Raw genomic sequence first — 18702 nt, 5'->3', positions numbered from 1 at the left:
CCGCCCCGACCTTTTCTCTTTTGGTGGTTGTTGTGCTCCTGTCTCCGCCGCCCCCCCCGGGCGCCCCGCGCGGCGCGGGCCCCCCCCCGCGCGCCACCCCCCCCCCCCCCCCCCCGCCGATCACGACCAGCCGTTCCCTGCCGCCCTGCCCACCACTCATGCTCATGCGAACACGCTACGGGGCCGGGGCATTTCAGTTCCGGCCTCCCTCGTCGGCGGAGTCCGGCACCGGACGCGCCTGCGGCAGCGGACCCGGGACCGTCGTCGCGGACGAGGCCTGCGCACGGCGCGACAGACGCGGGCGCACGACCCGCAGCCACAGCAGCATCAGCAGCGCCGTGAACGCCACGAACGGCAGGGCCGCGCCGAGGGCCAGGGCGATCCAGAGCAGCACCGTGACGAACACGTGCCAGCCGCCCGACAACGCATCCACGAAGCCGGGCGTGTCGTCCTTGGCGGCCTTGTGCACGGGCTTCTCGGACAGCGACAGCGTGATGGTCGCAAGGCTCGTCCGGTCCTTCAGCGACGCCTGCTGCGCCAGCAGGGACTCCAGGTCCGCCTCACGGCTGCTCAGCTCCCCCTCCAGGGTCACGACGTCGCTGAGCCTGGTCGCCCGGTCCATCAGTGTGCGGATCCGGTTCACGCTCGCCCGCTGCGACTTGATCCGGCTGTCGATGTCCACGACCTGGTCGGTGACGTCGACCGCCTTCGCGGTGCGCTCGACCAGTGTGCCGGTGCCCTGGAGGCCGGCGAGGACCTCGTCGTACCGCGCGGTGGGCACGCGCAGCACGACCCGGGTGCGCTCGTGGCCGTCGGAGTCCCGGCTCGTGCTCTCCTGGCCGACGTATCCGCCCGCGCTCTCGGCGGTCGTACGGGCCTGCGTCAGTGCCTTGGCCGTGTCCTTGACCTCGACGGTCAGGGAGGCGGTGCGGATGATGGCGCTAGGGGCGAGCCGGGGCGTCCGGCGGGACTGCTTGGCACCGTTCCCCTGGTCGGCGGCGGCCGCGCCCGGCTGCCGTGCCTCGGCGCCCGCGGCGGACTTCGCCGAGTCGCCGCCCCGGTCGCTCGCGCCGCTGCATCCCGCAAGCGCGAGGGAGGCGGTGAGCAGGACGCCGACCAGCAGCCGGACGGGGCGTGCGGAATGTGGTGTGCGCATGGGTACTACCCCCGAGGACGGTGTTCTGTGACGCTCCTTCGACGCCCGGGCGTGCGCGGACGTTGGGCGTTCCCGATCCCGATGCGGTCACGGTCCGGACTCGTCCCGGACACCGGGCCGGGGCGGGCGTACCGACGGGGTCTGAGAGAGTGGGGGCATGAGCGCAACGGGTACGAGCACCGGGCATGTCGTCGTCATCGGAGCCGGTGTCGCGGGGCTGGCCGCCGCCCACCGGCTGCTCGGGCGGGGGATGCGGGTGACCGTCCTGGAGGCCTCCGACCGGGTCGGCGGCAAGCTGCTGCCCGGCGAGATCGCGGGCGTCCGCGTCGACCTGGGCGCCGAGTCGATGCTCGCCCGCCGGCCCGAGGCGGTGGCCCTCGCACGCGAGGCCGGCCTCGGCGAGCAGCTCCAGCCGCCGGCCACCGCGACCGCCTCGATCTGGACCCGCGGTGCCCTGCGCCCGATGCCCAAGGGCCATGTGATGGGGGTTCCCGGCACCGCCGCCGCGCTGGCCGGGGTCCTGTCCGACGAGGGCCTGGCCCGCATCGAGCGCGACACCGGCCTGCCCCGCACGGAGGTCGGCGACGACGTGGCCGTCGGTGAGTACGTTGCGGCACGGCTCGGCCGCGAGGTCGTCGACCGCCTGGTGGAGCCCCTGTTGGGCGGGGTGTACGCGGGCGACGCGTACCGTATCTCGATGCGCTCGGCCGTCCCGCAGCTCTTCCAGGCGGCCCGCACCCACGACTCCCTGACCGAGGCCGTCCGTGACATCCAGGCCAGGGCGGCCGCCCAGCAGCAGACCGGCCCCGTCTTCATGGGCATCGAGGGTGGTGTGGGCCGGCTGCCGCTCGCGGTCGCCGCGTCGGTGCGGGCGCGCGGCGGCGAGATCCTGACCGGGACGCCGGTCACCGGGCTGCGCCGGGAGGCGTCCGGCGGCTGGCGGGTCGCCACGGGGGAGCGGGCGCTGTACGCCGACGCGGTGATCGTCGCCGTACCCGCCCCGGCCGCCGCCGCCCTGCTGCGTGCCGAGTCCCCGGAGGCCGCCGCCGAGCTGGGTGCCGTCGAGTACGCCTCCATGGCGCTGATCACCCTCGCCTACCGCCGTGCCGACCTCGCCCTTCCCGAGGGCAGCGGCTTCCTCGTGCCGCCGGTCGACGGACACACCATCAAGGCCTCGACCTTCGCCTCCCAGAAGTGGGGCTGGATCGCCGAGGAGGATCCGGACGTCGTCGTGCTGCGCACCTCCGTGGGGCGCCATCGCGAGACCGAGGTCCTCCAGCGCGAGGACGCCGACCTGGTCGCGGTCTCCCGGCACGACCTGCGCGAGGCCACCGGCCTGGACGCCGCGCCCCTGCAGACCCGCGTCACCCGCTGGACGGACGGTCTGCCCCAGTACCCCGTCGGCCACCACGCGCGCGTGGCCCGCATCCGCGAGCACGTCGCCAAGCTGCCGGGCCTCGCGGTGTGCGGCGCGCAGTACGACGGCGTCGGCATCCCCGCGTGCATCGCGAGCGCGTACGCGGCGGTGGACCAGCTCGGCGGCGATACGGGCGGGGTCGAGGAGCTGACCGCCAACCCGGTGCAGAGCCTGCACGGCGGAGCGGGAGAATAGGGACCATGAGTGACGACGCCCCCACCACCGAGTCCGGCAGGATCCCGAACAAGGGCAAGCTGGCCAAGGACCTCAACGAGGTCATCCGCTACACCCTGTGGTCCGTCTTCAGACTGAAGGACGTGCTGCCGGAGGACCGCGCGGGTTACGCGGACGAGGTCCAGGAGCTGTTCGACCAGCTCGCCGCCAAGGACGTGACGATCCGCGGTACCTACGACGTCTCCGGCCTGCGTGCCGACGCCGACCTCATGATCTGGTGGCACGCCGAGACCAGCGACCAGCTGCAGGAGGCGTACAACCTCTTCCGCCGCACGAAGCTGGGCCGCGCCCTGGAGCCGGTCTGGTCGAACATGGCGCTGCACCGTCCGGCCGAGTTCAACCGCTCGCACATCCCGGCGTTCCTCGCCGACGAGACGCCCCGCAACTACGTGAGCGTCTACCCGTTCGTGCGCTCCTACGACTGGTACCTGCTGCCCGACGAGGACCGCCGCCGGATGCTCGCGGACCACGGCAAGATGGCCCGCGGCTACCCGGACGTGCGCGCCAACACGGTCGCCTCGTTCTCGCTCGGCGACTACGAGTGGGTCCTCGCCTTCGAGGCCGACGAGCTGTACCGCATCGTCGACCTCATGCGCCACCTGCGCGCCTCCGAGGCCCGCATGCACGTCCGCGAAGAGGTTCCGTTCTTCACGGGCCGCCGCAAGTCGGTGGCGGAGCTGGTGGCCGGGCTCGCCTGACGGGTGAGGGTGCCTCTGGGCGGCCGGGGGTCCGGGGTCGTCCCCCGGGGGATGCGGCACCGGCCGCCGCAAGACGGGGGCCGGGCTGATCGCCGGGCCCGCCTAGGCGGTCTTGCCCTTGAGGGAGTCCCGCAGGGGCTGCTTGTGGGCACGGACGGCCGGGATCTCGGGCCTCGGCTCCGGGTGCGGTGCGCAGGCCGCGCGCCGCCCCGGCAGGCGGCCCTCCAGCAGGTAGGCCTCCAGATGGCTGTTCACGCACTTGTTCTGGCCGCCCCCGATGCCGTGCGTGCCCGCGTCCCGCTCGGTCACCAGCACCGAGCCGGACAGCCGCCGGCTCATCTCCAGCGCCCCCGCGTAGGGCGTGGCCGCGTCCCGCTCGGCGGCCAGGATCAGCACCGGCGGCAGCTCACCCGGACCGGTCCGCACGTCCAGCGGCCGCTGCCGGGGCGCCGGCCAGTACGCGCACGGCAGATTCATCCACGCGTTGTCCCAGGTCTCGAACGGCGCCACGCGCGCCAGCCGCGTGTTGTCGCGGTCCCACACCTTCCAGTCCGTCGGCCAGGCCGCGTCGTTGCACTCGACGGCCGTGTAGACCGCGCCGCTGTTCTCCGCCTCGGCCGCCGTCTCCTGGTTCGGCGCGGCCAGCTGGACCAGCGGCTTCGCGTCGCCCTTCAGATAGGCCGACAGCGCGGCGGCCCGGCTCGGCCAGAAGTCGTCGTAGTACCCGGCGGTGAGGAACGCGCTCTGCAGCTGCGCCGGTCCGACCTTCCCGCCCGCGGCCTTCGCGGTCAGCCGGCTGCGCGCGGTGTCGTAACTGCGCTGCACCTTGGCCGCCGTGTCGCCGAGCCGGTACACGTCGTCGTGCCGGGCGACCCACTCGCGGAAGTCGGTCCAGCGGTCCTCGAACGCGGCCGACTGGTCCAGGTTGTCCTGGTACCAGACCTTCTCCGGGGCCGGGTCCACCGCCGAGTCCAGCACCATCCGCCGCACGTGGGAGGGGAACAGCGTGGCGTACAGCGCGCCGAAGTACGTGCCGTACGACGCTCCCATGAAGGTCAGCCGGTTCTCGCCGAGGGCCGCCCGCAGCACGTCCAGGTCACGGGCGTTGTTGAGCGAGGTGTAGAACCGCAGCTTGCTGCCGGAGCGTTGGGCGCAGCCGCGCGCGTAGGCCTTCGCCCGGGCGATGCGCCGGCGCTTGTACTCCTCGGAGGGGTGTGCCGGCGACTGGCCGGGAGCGGTGAAGAAGTGCTTGGGGTCCACGCACGACAGCGGTGCCGAGCGCTCCACTCCGCGCGGCGCGTAGCCGACGAGGTCGTAGGCGGCGGCGATCCGCTTCCACTCGGGCAGTTTGCCGACGAGCGGGAAGAGCATGCCCGACGCTCCCGGACCTCCGGGGTTGTAGACGAGGACGCCCTGCCGGGGCACCTTCCGCTTGCTGTTGTGCGGATCCTTGTGGCTGGCCCGCATCCTGCTGACGGTCAGCTTGATCTGCTTGTCGTCGGGATGCGCGTAGTCCAGCGGGACGCTCACCGTGCCGCACTCCATGCCGCTCGGCGCGTCCGGCACGGCGGAGCACTTGCCGAAGGCGATGCCTGCGGCATCGGCGCGGGCGGCGGCCACCGCGGCCCCGCGCAGCTCGGCGGAGCCCTGCGCGGCGGGCGCGCCGCCCGCGGGGGCCGCGGTCAGGGACGTCAGGAGCAAGGATCCGGCGGCCGAGTACAGGGCGGCAGTTCTCATCGCGTATCCCTTCGGTGCACGGCGGCGATGGCACGACTGCCACGGCCCGGCTACAACAAAAGGGATGTTTCGGTCAGTTGCCGGTGAAGGCAAGCACCGCCCGGCCGGTGTCGCCGTCAATGCCCCTTATGCGCCCCCCGGGATCGGCTTCACTCCCGCCAGGGCTGGTCGCGGTGGGCGAAGGCGGCGCGCAGCTCCGGTGTGCCGATCGCGCGGACGCCGCGGACGGCGACGGAGGTGAGGAAGGACCGCTCGTCGCCGCCGTCCCCCGCCCGCCTGCGTGTGCCGAGGGCCGTGAGCAGGCGCTGCCCGGCCGGGGAGGCCCAGCGCGAGTAAGGCTGCGCTTCCACCCGGGCTATGGCCAGACAGCTCAGGGCGAGTGTGAGGGGGAGGGCGAACCACAGGCCGACGAGAAGGCGTGGCATGCCGGTCTGGGCGGGCATCAGCAGCGCGGTCAGGCCCAGTGCGAGCACGACGAGCGCGGCGGCCCGCACCTGGCGGATCCCGTCCGCCACGGTCGGCCGCGCATCGTCGGGCACCGCGAGCCCGGCGCGCACCAGGCCATCGGCGAGCTGCCGTACGGCCTCGGCCCCGGCCGCCGAGGCCCGGACGGGAGCGATCCTGGACTGCCCCTCGGGTCCGATCGCCCCTATGACCGACTGCTCGATCTCGTCACGGCCCCGCGGGTCCACCACGGTGGCCCACCCGGTGTGCGCGAGCAGCAGCCGCCGTTGGCGGGCCATGGACACCATGGTCACATCGGCGACCCGCGCCGGTCCGCCGGACAGGAACGCCGCCTCGTACAGCGTCAGTTCGTGCCCGGGGCGTGCCGCGGCGTCCGCGTGCCCGGCAGCCGCACGCACGGCCGCCACGCACAGACGGGTGCAGGCCGTGCCGGCGAACGCCCAGGCCAGGAGGAGGAGAAGGACCCAGAACATGACGTGATTTCTATGTCACACGCCCACCGCATGGCCATGCCCGGTTCACCATCCGGACAGAGTGTTGCCGGTATGTGACGTTCCGATTCTCCCGCAGGTCAGGGGGTGTTCGCCGGGGGCGGGCCGGAGGTGGCGGGCGGCAGGGAGTACGTCGTGGACGGCGAGGGCGCGACCGGAACCGCGGAGGCGGGATCGGCCACGGGGGGCGTGGGCACGGGGGAGGGGGACGCCGCCAGGTCACGGGCCAGCGAGGAGAAGTCGACGTACCCCGTCGCCTCCAGGATCTTGATGTGGTCCAGTACGGTCGCGCCGGCGTCGTCGGCGAGGTCGCGGACCAGTGAGTTCTGGGTGCCGGCGCGGACTTGGGCGACGAGCGAGAACACCCGGCCGTGCGCGAGCCGCAGGATGCCCGCGAACTGCCGGTCGAACTCCTGGCCCCGGGCCGCGTTCAGGGTGGCGAGCCACTGCTTCTGCTGCTTGTTGGGCTCGTTGGGCAGGGGGACCCCGAGCTGCGAGGCCGTGGTCCGCACGTGCGTGTCGAGGGAGGTGTGCCCGTCGACGAGGTGCTGCCCGGCCTGGCGCACGGCCTCGGTGGTGCCCTTGCGCTCCGCCAGCTGTCCGGCGGGCAGCTCCCACAGGCCCGCGAGGCGGACCTTGGTGATGAAGTCCCGGTCCAGCGCGGAGAGCGGTCCGTACGGGGTCGTCACGGTCTGAGCGCTGAGTACGCTCGCGCCGGCCACGTTCGACCGGTCGGCGTACGACCAGATCGGAAATGCCAGCGCTGCGACTGTCGCCGCCAGGCCCAGGACGATGAGTCCGGTGCCGCTGAATATGCCTCGGCCCTTGATGGGGGGTCGCGGTCGCATGGTGCCTCCTGCGCCGCACGCCAGGTGCTTCGTGTGCGGGCTTGGCATATTACTGCGCGGTCGGGGGCGGCCCGGAAGGGGCACCTCCGATCTGCGGGCCGTCCTTCGGCCGCGGGCGTGTGGGGGCTGGTCGCGCAGTTTCCCCGCGCGCCCCGCGGGGGCGCCCTGCTCAGCCCCGCCGCAGCAGTACCTTCGCCCGGGCCGTCAGGCCGCGCGGCCGTGGAGCCGGGCCCGCGCGGTCCAGCCACCAGTCCCGCAGCTGCCGCCGTACCTTCGCGTCCTCAGGGCGCCCGGTCTTCAGCAGCTGTCCGGCGAAGTCCAGCGCATCCTGCCGATACCCGCCGCTCATCGGCCGCGTCCGCGCGTACTCCAGGAACGCCTCCCGGTACCCCTCCCCGAGCAGCACCGGCAGCTCGGGTGCCACCCGCGCCACCACACCCGCCCGCTTCGCCGCGAGGGCCCGCGCCTGCACCCCCATCCGCACCCGGTCGAACCCCTCCGGCACCGGCGTCCCGGCCACCAGCGAGGACAGCACCGCGGCCTGGGCGACCGCCAGCCGCTGGCGGACCTCGGGCGGCGCCGGCACCACGACGTCCTGTCCCGTGCCGGCGGCACCCGCCGTCACCGGGCGCTCCGCGCGGGCCGCCCGCCCCCCCGCCACGGCCTCCCGGACCGCCTCCAGCTCCTTCTCCAGCTCGTCCGGCGCGGGGAAGTCCTCGTCCCGCTCCAGCAGCACCCCGGGCGGCGCGACGCGGGACGCGAGGCCGGTGAGGATGTCGAGCACCGGGCCCGGCACCGGGTGCGCGTGGCTGTCGTGCCAGACGCCGTCGCGCTCGTAGCCGCCCGCGACATGGACGTAGGCGAGGGCTTCCAGCGGCAGCCGGGCCAGCGCCTCGTCCGGGTCCTCACCGCGGTTGACGTGGTTGGTGTGCAGGTTGGCCACGTCGATGAGCAGCCGCACCCCGGTCCGCTCGACCAGCTCGGCCAGGAACTGCCCCTCGGTCATCCCCTCGCCCGGCCAGGAGAACAACGCGGCGATGTTCTCCAGCGCCAGCGGCACCGGCAGCGCCTCCTGCGCGATCCGCACGTTCTCGCAGAGCACGTCGAGGGCGTCGCGGGTGCGCGGCACGGGCAGCAGGTGGCCCGCCTCCAGGCCGGGCGACGCGGTGAGCGCGCCGCCCGCCCGGACGAACGCGATGTGCTCGGTGACCAGCGGAGCCCCGAGCGCCTCCGCGCGTTCCGCGAGCGCCGCGAGCCGGCCCTCGTCGGGGCGGTCGGCGCCGCCGAGGCCGAGGGAGACGCCGTGCGGGATCACGGTCACCCCGCGCTCGCGCAGCCGCAGCAGCGAGTCCGGGAGATGGCCCGGGCAGACGTTCTCCGCCACGACCTCCACCCAGTCGATGCCCGGCATGCGCTCCACGGCGTCCGCGATCTCCGGTCGCCAGCCGATTCCCGTACCCAGTCGCCGCATGGTCCTGCGCCCCCTCCCTCGAATGACGGGGGTATGGCCCCGGCGGACTGTGCCGAATCCCCACCGGTGTGCCTTCAGAGGAACATTTGAGGTTCCGTGTCCCGCCGCGGTGTCGTCGTGGTCACCGCAGTGAGGGATGGTCCGCGACCACCGTGCAGGAGCCCGGAGCGATCTCCGTGAACCCCGCGTCGCGTACCAGCGGCAGCCCGCTGCCGGTCAGCCCGCGCCACTCGGCAGGGTCGGCGGTCCGCACCTCCAGCGGGAAGCCCGCCTCACGCCAGGCGGTCCGTGCCTCGCCGGAGAGCGCCCACCAGGCCAGCTGGGCGCCGTGCCCGGCCTGGGCCATCGCCTTGCCGGCCGACATCTCCAGCTCCGGGTTCAGCCACAGCACCGGCTGCCCGCGATCGGCCGCGACGGGCTGCTCCGGATCGTCCAGCTCGGTTCCCGACACCTGCAGCTTGACCAGGTCCTTGGGCCAGCCGTCCAGCGGGACGGGCGGAAACACCCGCACCTGGGCGGACTTGCCGGTCACGGTGATCCCGGGCAGCGCCTCGGCCCGCCGCCACTCGGCGCCCCGGGCCCGCCGCACGACCTTCCGGATCCGGGCGTCCTCCCAGTCCCGCACGGGCTGGGCCCACTCCCCGTCCCCGACGGCCCGGTCGTCGCCCAGCAGGACGAGTACGGCCCGGGCAGCCGTCTCCAGCGCATCGGTCCGGGCAGGAGGGGCACTCCGCTCGATCCGGACGACGAGGGGCAGCACGAACTGGGGTGCCTCGTCGCGGGGGGTGCGCTCGGAGTGGAAGGGGCTGTCACCGGGGGACGCTGGAACATGGCTCACAACGCCCAACCCTAAAGGGCGCAGGGAACCGTGCGGCCGGCCGATCGCGTCTCGCACACCGGACTCATGATCAACCCCAACGGCGGGACCGGACAGAATCACCCCATGCAACGTGACCTACGGCTGATCGGCGTCGGCCGGCGCTACGGCTTCCGAGGCCCCTGGGTGTTAAGGGGCGTCGACCTCACGCTCACCCCGGGCACCCTGACCCGTATCGAAGGAGCGAACGGCACCGGGAAGTCCACCCTCCTGCGCCTCGTCGCCCGCCTGGACACCCCGAGCGAGGGCCGCGTCACCGGCCGCCCGCACACCGCCTACGTCCCGGAGCGGTTCCCCTCTGCGCTTCCCTTCACCGCCCTCGGATATCTGACGCACCTCGGCACGGTGCACGGACTGAGCCGAGGGAGCGCCCAACGCGCCGCAGGCAACCTGCTGGAGCAGTTCGGCGCCTCCGCCTACGCGACCACCCCCATGTCCCGTCTGTCCAAGGGCAGCAGCCAGAAGGTCGCGGTGGCCCAGGCCCTGCTCGCCGAACCGGAGCTGCTGGTGCTGGACGAGGCGTGGACCGGGCTGGACACGGACGCGCGGGCCGAGCTGGAACGTGCGGTGGCCGAGCGGACCGCCGACGGGGGTGCCGTCGTCTTCGTGGACCACGACCCGCGCCGCCTTGCCGGGGCGCCCGACGCGACGTACGCCGTCGTCGGGGGCAGCCTCGAACGCCGTACGGACAACGGGAGTTCACCGGAAGCGGTCACCGGACCGGTCACCCTCGTCGTCGTACAGGGCCCGCCGGGCCGGCAGCTGCCGGCCGACGCGGCGCAGACCGTCGCCGCCGCGGCGGAGCCCACCCCCGGCACCCACCGCCTCACCGTCCCCGCCTCCCACTCGGACGTCCTCCTGCGCGCCCTGCTGACGGCCCGCCCGTCCTGGCACGTGGTGAGCGTCGGACCCGACGGCACCAACCCACCCGACCCCGGAAGCCGCTCATGACCGCTCTCCTGCGCTACCAGGCCGACCTGCTCGTGCGCTCCCAGCGCTGGCTGGCGCCGGTGATCCTGTACGCCGCCTTCCTCGGGATCAGCGTGCAGAGCGGCCAGCCGGTGCTCGACTCGCTCGGCTACGCGGCGGCCGGCCTGCTGCCGGTGGCCGCCTGGCTGGTGCGCATCTGTGTGACGGGAGAGCCCGACGCCGCCCGTGCCTGCGTCGAGGCGGCGCGCGGCCCCGCCCGCGCCCACCTGGCCTGCCTGCTGACGGCGCTGCTCAGCTCGGCGCTGCTCGGTGTGGCCGCGACCCTGATCGTGACGCTGATCAGCGCCCCGACGAGCAACGGCCACCGGATCCACGTCCCACCGCTCAGGGCAGGCGCGGCCGGACTCCTGGCCGCCCTCGTCTGCGCCCTGCTGGGCAGCGCCGTCGGCGCGCTCACCAACCGGCCGCTGCTGCGCTCCACCGGCCGTGCGGTGCCGGCGATGCTGCTGGCCGCGCTGCTGTCGGTGGTGCTCGCGGGCTCCCCGGCCCAGGCCGCGGTCAGCGACCTGGTGACCGGTTCGCAGTCGGGCCGGGTCCCGGTGCCGCTGCTGCCGCTGGCCGGGGCTGCCCTCGTCGCCGCCGCGGCCTTCGCGACGGCGAGCGCACTCACCGCCCGCCGGTCACCCTGAGCAGGAGGCGCGCCGCACTTCCCGCCGCCCCCGCTCCCGGCTTCGGAGCGGGGCCCCATGGCGTACGGCGGGCCGTCGGCCTCCCGGGGCCGGATCACTTCACCGACCGTGGCAGGAGTCCCCGCCCTCATGACCTCGGCGCGGGACGGTCACCGGTGGCCGTTCGTCTCTCCGATCAGCTCGGAGACCTTCACGAACCGGTAGCCCTGCTGGCGCAGTTCGGGCACGACCGCGCGCACGACCCGTTCGGTCGTCGGGGCGGCACTGCGGGTGCAGTGCATGATGACCACCGAGCCGGGCTTCACCCCGTCCAGGACCTGCCGGACGACCGCGTCGGCGTCCGTGGCGAACGCGTCTCCGCTCACCACGTCCCACTGCACCGCGGTGACCCCGGTCCCGCTGAGCGCGCGCAGTGCCTGACGGTCGTAACAGCCGCCCGGGAAGCGGAAGTACGGCAGCGGGTTGGGTACGCCCGCCTTGCGGAGCGAGGCGTACGTCCGCTCGACCTCCGTCTTCATCCGGTCCGCGGCGACGGTCGGCAGGCCGTAGCAGTCGCTCGTGAACGCGTAGTGGCTGTAGGAGTGGTTGGCGACCTCGAACTGCGGGTCGTGGCCGAGGGATCGGGCCTGGGCCGGGTACTGCTCGGCCCACCGGCCGGTCATGAAGATGGTCGCCGGGACCTTCAGTGTGCGCAGTGTGCCGATGAGGTCCGGGTTGTCGAAGTGCTCGCCGGCGGCGGCGCGGGGCCCCTCGTCGGCGGTCATGTCGGCGTCGAAGGTCAGCGCGACGGTCTTGCCCAGGGTGCGGGGACCGTGCTCGAACACCGGGGTAAGGCCGCCCGGGCCAGGGGTGAGCACGGGCGGACGGGCGGTGGACGGGGAGTCGGAGGCGGCGGGCCTGGCAGGGGCCGGGCGCGCCGCGTCTGGGGTGCCCGCGGTACCGCAGGCGGCGAGTGCCGCGCCCAGGGCGCAGACGGCGGTGACACGGAGTGTTACTGGGTTCACGGTATGAAAGTAGTATTAATTGCTCGGGTATGCGGTGGTATGTCCGTCCGTATGGCGGTACCGTCGCCCGCGATGTAGGCCGAGGGAGGGGCGGGTGACAGGTCCTAGCGTCCGTACCGGCCGGTCAGGGTGCCCTTCGCGAGGGTGTGGCCGGACAGGGCCTGCAGGAGGTCTCCGGGGGTGGCGGTGGGGGCGAGGCCCGGGCGGCGGTCGGTGGCATAGACCGTGAGCACATAGCGGTGCGGGCGGTCGCCCTTCGGCGGGCACGGGCCGCCGTAGCCCGTCCCCCCGAAGCCGTTGCGGCCTTCGGCCGCCCCCGCCGGATGCTGGCCGGCGGTGAGATGCGTGGTGCCCGGGTCGATGTCCCACGCCAGCCAGTGGGTGAAGGTGCCGCGCGGGGCGTCGGGGTCCTGGAGCAGGAAGGCCAGCGAGGCGGTGTGCGCGGGTGCGCCGGTTACCGCGAGCGGCGGCGAGACGTTCTCGCCGTCGCAGGTGTAGCGCTGCGGGATGGTGCCGGCGTCGGCGTACGCGGGACTCGTGACCGTGAGCCGGTGGGCGGCGCCAGGAGAGGAGGCCGAGGGGGCGGAGGAGGAGTCGGACGCCGGGCCGTTGCCCTTCCCGCACCCCGCTACGACGGCCATCGCGGCCACGGCGATCAACCAACCCATGCGCATGCCCGGCACGCTAGCCGGAACGCTGCCCTCCGTCACTGTTCGGCGCGGGTTGCTGCTGGCCCCTTTCCAAGAAGTGCAGCAGTTCCACCGGGATGGGCAGGACCAGCGTGGAGTTCTTCTCGGCCGCCACCGCCATCACCGTCTGCAGCAGCCGGAGTTGGAGCGCGGTCGGTGTGTCGGCCATCTGCTGGGCCGCCTCGGCGAGCTTCTTCGAAGCCTGCAACTCGGCGTCGGCGTTGATGATCCGGGCCCGGCGCTCCCGGTCGGCCTCGGCCTGACGGGCCATGGACCGCTTCATCGTGTCCGGCAGGGACACGTCCTTGATCTCCACCCGGTCGACCTGGATGCCCCAGCCGATGGCCGGGCTGTCGATCATCAGCTCCAGGCCCTGGTTGAGCTTCTCCCGGTTGGAGAGCAGATCGTCCAGGTCGCTCTTGCCGATGATCGAGCGCAGCGAGGTCTGTGCCATCTGCGAGACCGCGAACTTGTAGTCCTCGACCTTTATCAGGGCGCTCACCGCGTCGACCACCCGGAAGTAGACGACAGCGTCCACGCGCACGGTGACGTTGTCGCGGGTGATGCCCTCCTGGGCGGGGATGGGCATGGTCACGATCTGCATGTTGACCTTGTGCAGGCGGTCCACGAACGGGATCACCAGGTTCAGACCCGGATTGCGTGTGTCGTTCGTGACCCGTCCGAGCCGGAACAGCACACCCCGCTCGTACTGCTTGACCACCCGCGCTGCCATCGCGAGGTACACGAGGCCGACGGAACCCAGCGCGGCGGCGGCGCCCAGCAGCTCCTGGAGCATGATGACCTCCTCACCGAGAGGCCTGCGTCGTTCTGTCCGCTGCTGTAACGATATGCCTGGCGTGGGGCGGAAGCCATGGGCGGCGCCCCCAGAGGGCTCCGCCCCTTGCCTCCTTGGCCTCTGCCCCTGGTTCCTTGGCCTCTGCCCTTGGTTCCTTGGCCTCCGCCCCTGGTTCCTTGGCCTCTGCCCATGGCTCCCTGGCCTCCGCCCACCCACCACCCGACTCGGTTGGCCGGGAGGCGGGGGAGGAAGGGGCCGATCCGGTTGGCCGGGAGGCGGGGGAGTAAGGAGCCGATCCCGTTGGCCGGGAGGAGGAGGGGGCCGATCCGGTTGGCCGGGAAGCGGGGGAGAGAGGGGAGCGACTCGGTGGGCCGAGAAACGGGGGTGGACCGACTCGGTGGGCTGGGATGTGGGGGCGGGCCGGGTCGGTGGGCTGGGATGTGGGCGGGCCGGGTCGGTTGGCCGGGATGCGGGTTGGGCCGACCCGGTTGGCTGAACGTGGGGCGGCCCGGTTCGGCGGGTCGGATCCGGGTGGGCTGGCTCGGGTTGGTGTGTGGGAGGTGGGCCGGACCGACTCGTGGGCCGGGAGGTGGGCGGCCTGGGGCGGCCCGGTTGGCCGGGAAGTGGGGCGGCCCGGTTCGGCGGGTCGGATGCGGGTGGGCCGGCCCAGCTCGGGTGTAAGAGGTGGGCCGGCCCGGGTTGGAGTGTGTGAGGGGTGGGCCGGCTCGGGTTGGAGTGTGAGGGGTGGGTCGGCCCGGGTTGGTGTGTGGGTGGTGGGCCGGCTCGGGTTGGAGTGTGAGGGGTGGGTCGGCCCGGGTTGGTGTGTGGGTGGTGGGCCGGCTCAGCTCGGGGTGTGAGGGGTGGGTCGGCCCTATGGGGTTGGTGGTTGTTCCGGTGAGGTGCCGTTAGGGCGCCGTTGTCCTTGCTGCTTCTCTCGGGGGCGCCGGGGCGGTGACCCTCACCGGCTCCGTGCCGGTCGCGCTGTGGCGTTCGGCCCAGTTCTCCAGGGCGGTGCGGCAGGCGTGGTCGAGGTGGTGCAGGCCGGAGAGGTCCAGGCGGACCGGGCGGTCCTGGGGCAATGACTCCAGGCTGTCCAGGATCTTCGGCAGCCGCAGGAAGGTCGCGTTGCCCGACAGATACGCCTCGATGGGACCGGCGCCCTTGTCGACGACCTCCAGCCGCAGGTGCGAGGCCTCCCAGGCGGTCTTGACGACCGCCAGGGCCAGCCCGATGAGCACGCCCTCGAACATGCTGACCGCAACGATCGACACGGCGGTGACGCCCAGGATCAGCGCCTCGCCGCGGTGGTCACGCCACAGCACGGCCAGCGCCCTGACCGGTACGAGCTTGGCGCCGGAGTAGACCAGGACGCCCGCGAGAGCCGGGATCGGGATGTAGGCGAGCACGCCGGGCAGCAGGGCGGCGAACAGCAGCAGCCAGACGCCGTGCAGCACCCGGGACGCCTTCGTACGGGCGCCCGCCTGCACATTGGCCGCGCTGCGCACGATCACCGCGGTCATCGGCAGCGCGCCGAGCAGCCCGCAGATCGCGTTGCCCGCGCCCTGGGCCACCAACTCCTTGTTGTACTGGGTGCGAGGACCGTTGTGCAGCCGGTCCACGGCCGCCGCGCTGAACAGCGACTCGGCGGACGCGATCAGCGTGAAGGCGACGACCGTACCTAGTACCCCGACCCCAGCGAGGTCGGCGAAGGCGCTCAGCGGTGGCGGCTGGACGGCACCCAGCAGCCCCTTCACCTCGACGGTCGCCACCGGCAGGCTCAGCACCAGTGCGGAGAGCGTGGCGAGGCCGACCGCGGCGAGCGGACCGGGCACCGTACGCAGCTTCGCGGGCGCATGTTTCCACAGCACCAGGATCGCGACGGTGCCCGCACACAGGGCCAGCGAGGCGAGCGCCTTCCCGTCGCCCAGGGCGTCCAGGAACGCGCCCGGCAGCCCGGCCATCTTGCCGAGGCCCGAGTCGGGGGCCTTCGCCGCCATGGCCGGGTACAGCTGACCGGCGATCAGGACCAGGCCGATCCCGGCCAGCATGCCCTCGACGACCGAGACCGAGATGGCCCGGAAGTACCGGCCCAGCCTCAGGACGCCCATGAGGATCTGAAGGAGTCCGGTGACGAGCACGACGGCCCCGAGCACCGGTAGTCCGAACTCCTTGACCGCCTCGAAGACGAGCACGGTCAGCCCGGCGGCCGGACCGGACACCTGGAGGCTGCTGCCGCGCATCAGCCCGGTGACGAGTCCGCCCACGATGCCGGTGACGAGCCCGAGCTCGGCCGGCACCCCGGAGGCGACGGCCACGCCCACGCACAGCGGGAGCGCGACGAGGAAGACGACGAGGGAGGCGGCGAAGTCCTGCCTGAGATGGGGGAAACGGGATATGAGAGTGCTCTTCATCGGCGCGCTCACAGGGCTTCGAAGGTGTCGGTCTGCGGTCGGTGCGCGCGTACGGCACCGGTGTGGACCTCGTAGTACCAGGCGTGCAGACCGAGCTGACCCTGCGCCAGCCGGCGCTCGATGCACGGGTACGCGCGCAGCCGCAGCAACTGGGTCAGGACATGGCTCTGGACGCCTTCGGCGACCTCCGGGTCCTCGGCCGCGCCGGCCGGGCGCGGGGTGGCGTGCGCCAGCCAGTCGCGCACGGCGGGTACGGCGGTCAGGTCGTCGCCGCGCACCAGCGCGCCGACGGCGCCGCAGTGCGAGTGGCCGCAGACGACGATGTCGCGGACGCCGAGCACCTCCACGGCGTACTCGATGGTGGCGGCCTCACTGGTGGGGTGCTGTGAGGTGTAGGGCGGGACGATGTTGCCCGCGGTGCGCAGCTCGAACAGCTCGCCGGGGCGGGCGCCCGTGATCAGGGCGGGGACGACCCGGGAATCGGAGCAGGTGATGAACAGCACCTGCGGGGACTGGCCTTCGGCGAGTTTGGCGAACTCCTCAGGGCGCTGTCCGAACGTACGGGCGTTGTCGATGAGGGGCTGCATGATCTGTGAATTCCTCCTGGCGCGCCTGACCGGCGCGTCGGGCTTGCACGACGTTCGTGGGGGAGGAGCCGGCTCTCAGCAGCGGAAGACCTGAAGCGCTGCCGGGGAGTGGGCTCTGGAGGATCTCGTGGTGCTGTGGTGCGAGGCACCGGATGCGTCCGGTGTCTGCGGGGCGGCCGTCTGCCGGGATATCGGCGGGCGCTCCAGCGCCCACCCGCAGGCGGAGCCGCGCTGCCGGTCGCGCAGGTGCTGGGCCCCCGCGGGCTGCTGTGTGCAGCCGCCGTCGCGGAGTGTGTCCGCCCCGTTGCGCATGGTGTTCGCGGGGAGTGCGGTTCCGGATGTGGCTTTGGCCTTCGCATGACCGAGCGTGTGCGCGGATGCGAAGGTTCCCGTGGGTGCGAAGAACTGCAGGGCGAGCAGAGCGACGGCAAAGAGGGTGATCACCGCCCGGGCCGTGGTACCTCGGAACATGTGCCCCCCTTCCGGAAGTTCACGCCTCTTGCCCGCGCCAAGCATTGGTCAATGGATGGTCAAGAAACACGTTAACCCTGCAAAGTCCTTTGCAGGGTTAACTGGGCGTTACGAACCCCAGAGAGCGTGAAAAGTGCTGGTCGCATGGCGCGATCCAGCCCTTGACCCGCGGGGCGTTGATCGGCTATCGGGAGTCGGCTAGGAGCCGACGAGACCCTTGGCGTCCCGGGCCAGGGCGGTGAGCCGGGATATCGCGCGGAAGTACTTCTTGCGGTAGCCGCCGTTCAGCATCTCCTCGCTGAACAGCCGGTCGAACGGCAGCCCGGAGGCGAGCACCGGGACCTCACGGTCGTACAGGCGGTCCGCCAGCACCACCAGCCGCAGCGCCGTGGACTGGTCCGGAACCGGCTGCACGTCGGTGAGGCACACCGCCGTCACCCCGTCGGTCAGGGCGCCGTACCGGCTCGGATGGACCCGGGCCAGGTGGTCCAGCAGATGCGGGAAGTCGTCCAGCGAGGCGCCCTCGGTGGCGTACGCCGCCTTCGTCACCTCTTCGTCGGTGAACGGCGCCGGAGCCTCGGGCAGGCCGCGGTGGCGGTAGTCCTCGCCGTCGATGCGCAGCGGGCGGAAGTGGGCGGACAGGCCCTGGATCTCGCGCAGGAAGTCGGCCGCCGCGAACCGGCCCTCGCCGAGCTTGCCGGGCAGCGTGTTGGAGGTGGCCGCGAGCGCCACGCCCGCCTCGACCAGCTTGCCGAGCAGCGTGGAGACGAGCACGGTGTCGCCGGGGTCGTCCAGCTCGAACTCGTCGATGCACAGCAGACGGTGGCCGCTGAGCGTCTGCACGGTCTGCTGGAACCCGAGCGCACCGACCAGGTTGGTCAGCTCCACGAAGGTGCCGAACGCCTTGAGCGCGGGCTCGGCCGGGGTGGCGTGCCACAGGGAGGCGAGCAGATGGGTCTTGCCGACGCCGTAGCCGCCGTCCAGGTAGACGCCGCGGGGGCCGGCCGGGGTCTTGGGCGCCTTGGCCCGGCCGAAGCCGAACAGGCCGCGCCGGCCGGCGCCGGAGGCGTGCGCGCCGCCGAGCCCGGCGGCGAAGCCCTCCAGAACCTGTACGGCCTCGATCTGGCTGGGCTGGTTCGGGTCCGGGATGTAGGTGGCGAAGCGGACCGAGTCGAAGCGCGGCGGCGGCACCATCTCGGCGACCAGACGGTCCGCAGGGACGTGCGGCTCGCGGGCGCACAGGGACTGAGGGCCCGCATCGGGCAGGGGGCCGGAACCGGGAGCGGCGGTGGAGGATGACACGGCTATCCATGCTAAGCGCCGTGTCACACTGCACGTCATGCGACGCCTGTTCCCTGTGACCGACCAGACACCAGCCCGCGCCCTCGGCGGGGGCGCGGAGGGGGCGGAGGTGAGGGGGGCGACCGGTGCCGCCGGGGCTCATGCCCCGGGTGACTCCGCACGGAATGCCGGGGTTCATGCCCCCGGTGGCTCCGCAGGGCACGCCGGGGCCGGTGCCCCGGTGGACCGGGAGTGGAGCCTGGCCGAGCTGGCCGTGGCGTATGCCTACCCGGAGCCGGAAGCCGGCGCCCCGCGGTCGTGGCTGCGGGCCAACATGGTCTCGACCCTCGACGGCGCCGCCCAGCACGAAGGGCGCTCCCAGCCCATCTCCAGCGCGGCCGACATGCGCATCTTCGGCACGCTGCGCGCGCTCGCGGACGTGATCGTGGT

At 73.0% G+C, this 18702-nt stretch carries 17 protein-coding genes and 1 pseudogene; 5 read left to right on the top strand and 13 right to left on the bottom strand.

What is annotated here, in order from left to right:
* Positions 1–193: 193 nt before the first annotated feature.
* A complete protein-coding gene (locus tag AB0H32_RS38020) occupies positions 194–1156 on the bottom strand; it encodes a DUF4349 domain-containing protein (RefSeq protein ID WP_361130814.1) in 963 nt (320 codons plus the stop codon).
* Between the two features lie 157 nt (positions 1157–1313).
* Between AB0H32_RS38020 and hemG the strand changes: the two genes are divergently transcribed.
* Both hemG and hemQ read left to right on the top strand, forming a co-directional pair.
* The gene (gene hemG, locus AB0H32_RS38015) at positions 1314–2768 is read left to right on the top strand and encodes a protoporphyrinogen oxidase (RefSeq protein ID WP_361130811.1); all 1455 of its coding nucleotides are present in this window, start codon (positions 1314–1316) and stop codon (positions 2766–2768) included.
* Positions 2769–2773: 5 nt separating this feature from the next.
* Positions 2774–3505 (top strand): hydrogen peroxide-dependent heme synthase, encoded by a 732-nt coding sequence (gene hemQ, locus AB0H32_RS38010; protein WP_361130808.1) that lies wholly within the window; start codon positions 2774–2776, stop codon positions 3503–3505.
* A gap of 102 nt (positions 3506–3607) precedes the next feature.
* Here hemQ and AB0H32_RS38005 read toward each other — a convergent pair whose 3' ends face one another.
* The 5 genes from AB0H32_RS38005 to AB0H32_RS37985 all read right to left on the bottom strand — a co-directional run bounded on the left by AB0H32_RS38005 (position 3608) and on the right by AB0H32_RS37985 (position 9355).
* The gene (locus tag AB0H32_RS38005) at positions 3608–5242 is read right to left on the bottom strand and encodes an alpha/beta hydrolase (protein ID WP_361130805.1); all 1635 of its coding nucleotides are present in this window, start codon (positions 5240–5242) and stop codon (positions 3608–3610) included.
* 149 nt (positions 5243–5391) lie between these two features.
* Positions 5392–6180, bottom strand: a complete 789-nt coding sequence (locus tag AB0H32_RS38000; RefSeq protein ID WP_361130802.1) for a TIGR04222 domain-containing membrane protein — start codon at positions 6178–6180, stop codon at positions 5392–5394.
* A gap of 98 nt (positions 6181–6278) precedes the next feature.
* Positions 6279–7046 (bottom strand): DUF4142 domain-containing protein, encoded by a 768-nt coding sequence (locus tag AB0H32_RS37995; protein ID WP_361130799.1) that lies wholly within the window; start codon positions 7044–7046, stop codon positions 6279–6281.
* A gap of 169 nt (positions 7047–7215) precedes the next feature.
* The gene (locus AB0H32_RS37990; protein ID WP_361130796.1) at positions 7216–8517 is read right to left on the bottom strand and encodes a DUF692 domain-containing protein; all 1302 of its coding nucleotides are present in this window, start codon (positions 8515–8517) and stop codon (positions 7216–7218) included.
* 121 nt (positions 8518–8638) lie between these two features.
* On the bottom strand, positions 8639–9355 hold the full coding sequence (locus tag AB0H32_RS37985; protein ID WP_361130793.1) for an aminoacyl-tRNA hydrolase: 717 nt from the start codon (positions 9353–9355) through the stop codon (positions 8639–8641).
* 105 nt (positions 9356–9460) lie between these two features.
* Between AB0H32_RS37985 and AB0H32_RS37980 the strand changes: the two genes are divergently transcribed.
* Positions 9461–10345 (top strand): ATP-binding cassette domain-containing protein, encoded by an 885-nt coding sequence (locus tag AB0H32_RS37980; protein WP_361130790.1) that lies wholly within the window; start codon positions 9461–9463, stop codon positions 10343–10345.
* Positions 10342–11013 (top strand): ABC transporter, encoded by a 672-nt coding sequence (locus tag AB0H32_RS37975; protein WP_361130787.1) that lies wholly within the window; start codon positions 10342–10344, stop codon positions 11011–11013. Before AB0H32_RS37980 ends, AB0H32_RS37975 begins: the two co-directional genes overlap by 4 nt.
* Positions 11014–11162: 149 nt before the next feature.
* Here AB0H32_RS37975 and AB0H32_RS37970 read toward each other — a convergent pair whose 3' ends face one another.
* The 7 genes from AB0H32_RS37970 to zapE all read right to left on the bottom strand — a co-directional run bounded on the left by AB0H32_RS37970 (position 11163) and on the right by zapE (position 18273).
* Positions 11163–12017: a polysaccharide deacetylase family protein gene (locus AB0H32_RS37970; RefSeq protein WP_361130784.1), complete on the bottom strand. Its 855-nt coding sequence runs from the start codon at positions 12015–12017 to the stop codon at positions 11163–11165.
* 104 nt (positions 12018–12121) lie between these two features.
* The gene (locus AB0H32_RS37965) at positions 12122–12691 is read right to left on the bottom strand and encodes a YbhB/YbcL family Raf kinase inhibitor-like protein (RefSeq protein ID WP_361130782.1); all 570 of its coding nucleotides are present in this window, start codon (positions 12689–12691) and stop codon (positions 12122–12124) included.
* Between the two features lie 10 nt (positions 12692–12701).
* A complete protein-coding gene (locus AB0H32_RS37960; RefSeq protein ID WP_361130779.1) occupies positions 12702–13502 on the bottom strand; it encodes a slipin family protein in 801 nt (266 codons plus the stop codon).
* Between the two features lie 905 nt (positions 13503–14407).
* Positions 14408–15913, bottom strand: coding sequence for a SulP family inorganic anion transporter (locus AB0H32_RS37955; protein WP_361130776.1), 1506 nt, complete (start codon positions 15911–15913; stop codon positions 14408–14410).
* 8 nt (positions 15914–15921) lie between these two features.
* Positions 15922–16500 carry a carbonic anhydrase gene (locus AB0H32_RS37950; RefSeq protein WP_361130773.1) on the bottom strand — a complete coding sequence of 193 codons (579 nt, stop codon included), beginning with the start codon at positions 16498–16500 and terminating at the stop codon, positions 15922–15924.
* 75 nt (positions 16501–16575) lie between these two features.
* Positions 16576–16971, bottom strand: coding sequence for a hypothetical protein (locus AB0H32_RS37945; RefSeq protein ID WP_361130770.1), 396 nt, complete (start codon positions 16969–16971; stop codon positions 16576–16578).
* Positions 16972–17169: 198 nt separating this feature from the next.
* Complete coding sequence (zapE, locus tag AB0H32_RS37940; protein WP_361130767.1) at positions 17170–18273, bottom strand: cell division protein ZapE; 1104 nt, start codon at positions 18271–18273, stop codon at positions 17170–17172.
* A gap of 37 nt (positions 18274–18310) precedes the next feature.
* Between zapE and AB0H32_RS37935 the strand changes: the two are divergent.
* A pseudogene (locus AB0H32_RS37935) lies at positions 18311–18702 on the top strand (hypothetical protein); the annotation flags it as partial.

It is taken from the genome of Streptomyces sp. NPDC020362, from assembly GCF_040642095.1.
Taxonomy (GTDB): Bacteria; Actinomycetota; Actinomycetes; order Streptomycetales; family Streptomycetaceae; genus Streptomyces.
Note: the sequence above shows the minus strand (reverse complement) of the source record. Positions and strands in the feature narration are given on the sequence as shown.

Excerpts from the sequence above, each read along its gene's own strand:
- AB0H32_RS38005 (WP_361130805.1), bottom strand. The coding sequence starts at position 5,242 with ATGAGAACTGCCGCCCTGTACTCGGCCGCCGGATCCTTGCTCCTGACG.
- AB0H32_RS37945 (WP_361130770.1), bottom strand. The coding sequence starts at position 16,971 with ATGTTCCGAGGTACCACGGCCCGGGCGGTGATCACCCTCTTTGCCGTC.
- hemQ (WP_361130808.1), top strand. The coding sequence starts at position 2,774 with ATGAGTGACGACGCCCCCACCACCGAGTCCGGCAGGATCCCGAACAAG.
- AB0H32_RS37980 (WP_361130790.1), top strand. The coding sequence starts at position 9,461 with ATGCAACGTGACCTACGGCTGATCGGCGTCGGCCGGCGCTACGGCTTC.
- AB0H32_RS38000 (WP_361130802.1), bottom strand. The coding sequence starts at position 6,180 with ATGTTCTGGGTCCTTCTCCTCCTCCTGGCCTGGGCGTTCGCCGGCACG.
- AB0H32_RS37960 (WP_361130779.1), bottom strand. The coding sequence starts at position 13,502 with ATGCTCCAGGAGCTGCTGGGCGCCGCCGCCGCGCTGGGTTCCGTCGGC.
- AB0H32_RS37975 (WP_361130787.1), top strand. The coding sequence starts at position 10,342 with ATGACCGCTCTCCTGCGCTACCAGGCCGACCTGCTCGTGCGCTCCCAG.
- hemG (WP_361130811.1), top strand. The coding sequence starts at position 1,314 with ATGAGCGCAACGGGTACGAGCACCGGGCATGTCGTCGTCATCGGAGCC.
- AB0H32_RS37965 (WP_361130782.1), bottom strand. The coding sequence starts at position 12,691 with ATGCGCATGGGTTGGTTGATCGCCGTGGCCGCGATGGCCGTCGTAGCG.
- AB0H32_RS37995 (WP_361130799.1), bottom strand. The coding sequence starts at position 7,046 with ATGCGACCGCGACCCCCCATCAAGGGCCGAGGCATATTCAGCGGCACC.
- AB0H32_RS37950 (WP_361130773.1), bottom strand. The coding sequence starts at position 16,500 with ATGCAGCCCCTCATCGACAACGCCCGTACGTTCGGACAGCGCCCTGAG.
- AB0H32_RS38020 (WP_361130814.1), bottom strand. The coding sequence starts at position 1,156 with ATGCGCACACCACATTCCGCACGCCCCGTCCGGCTGCTGGTCGGCGTC.
- AB0H32_RS37990 (WP_361130796.1), bottom strand. The coding sequence starts at position 8,517 with ATGCGGCGACTGGGTACGGGAATCGGCTGGCGACCGGAGATCGCGGAC.
- AB0H32_RS37955 (WP_361130776.1), bottom strand. The coding sequence starts at position 15,913 with ATGAAGAGCACTCTCATATCCCGTTTCCCCCATCTCAGGCAGGACTTC.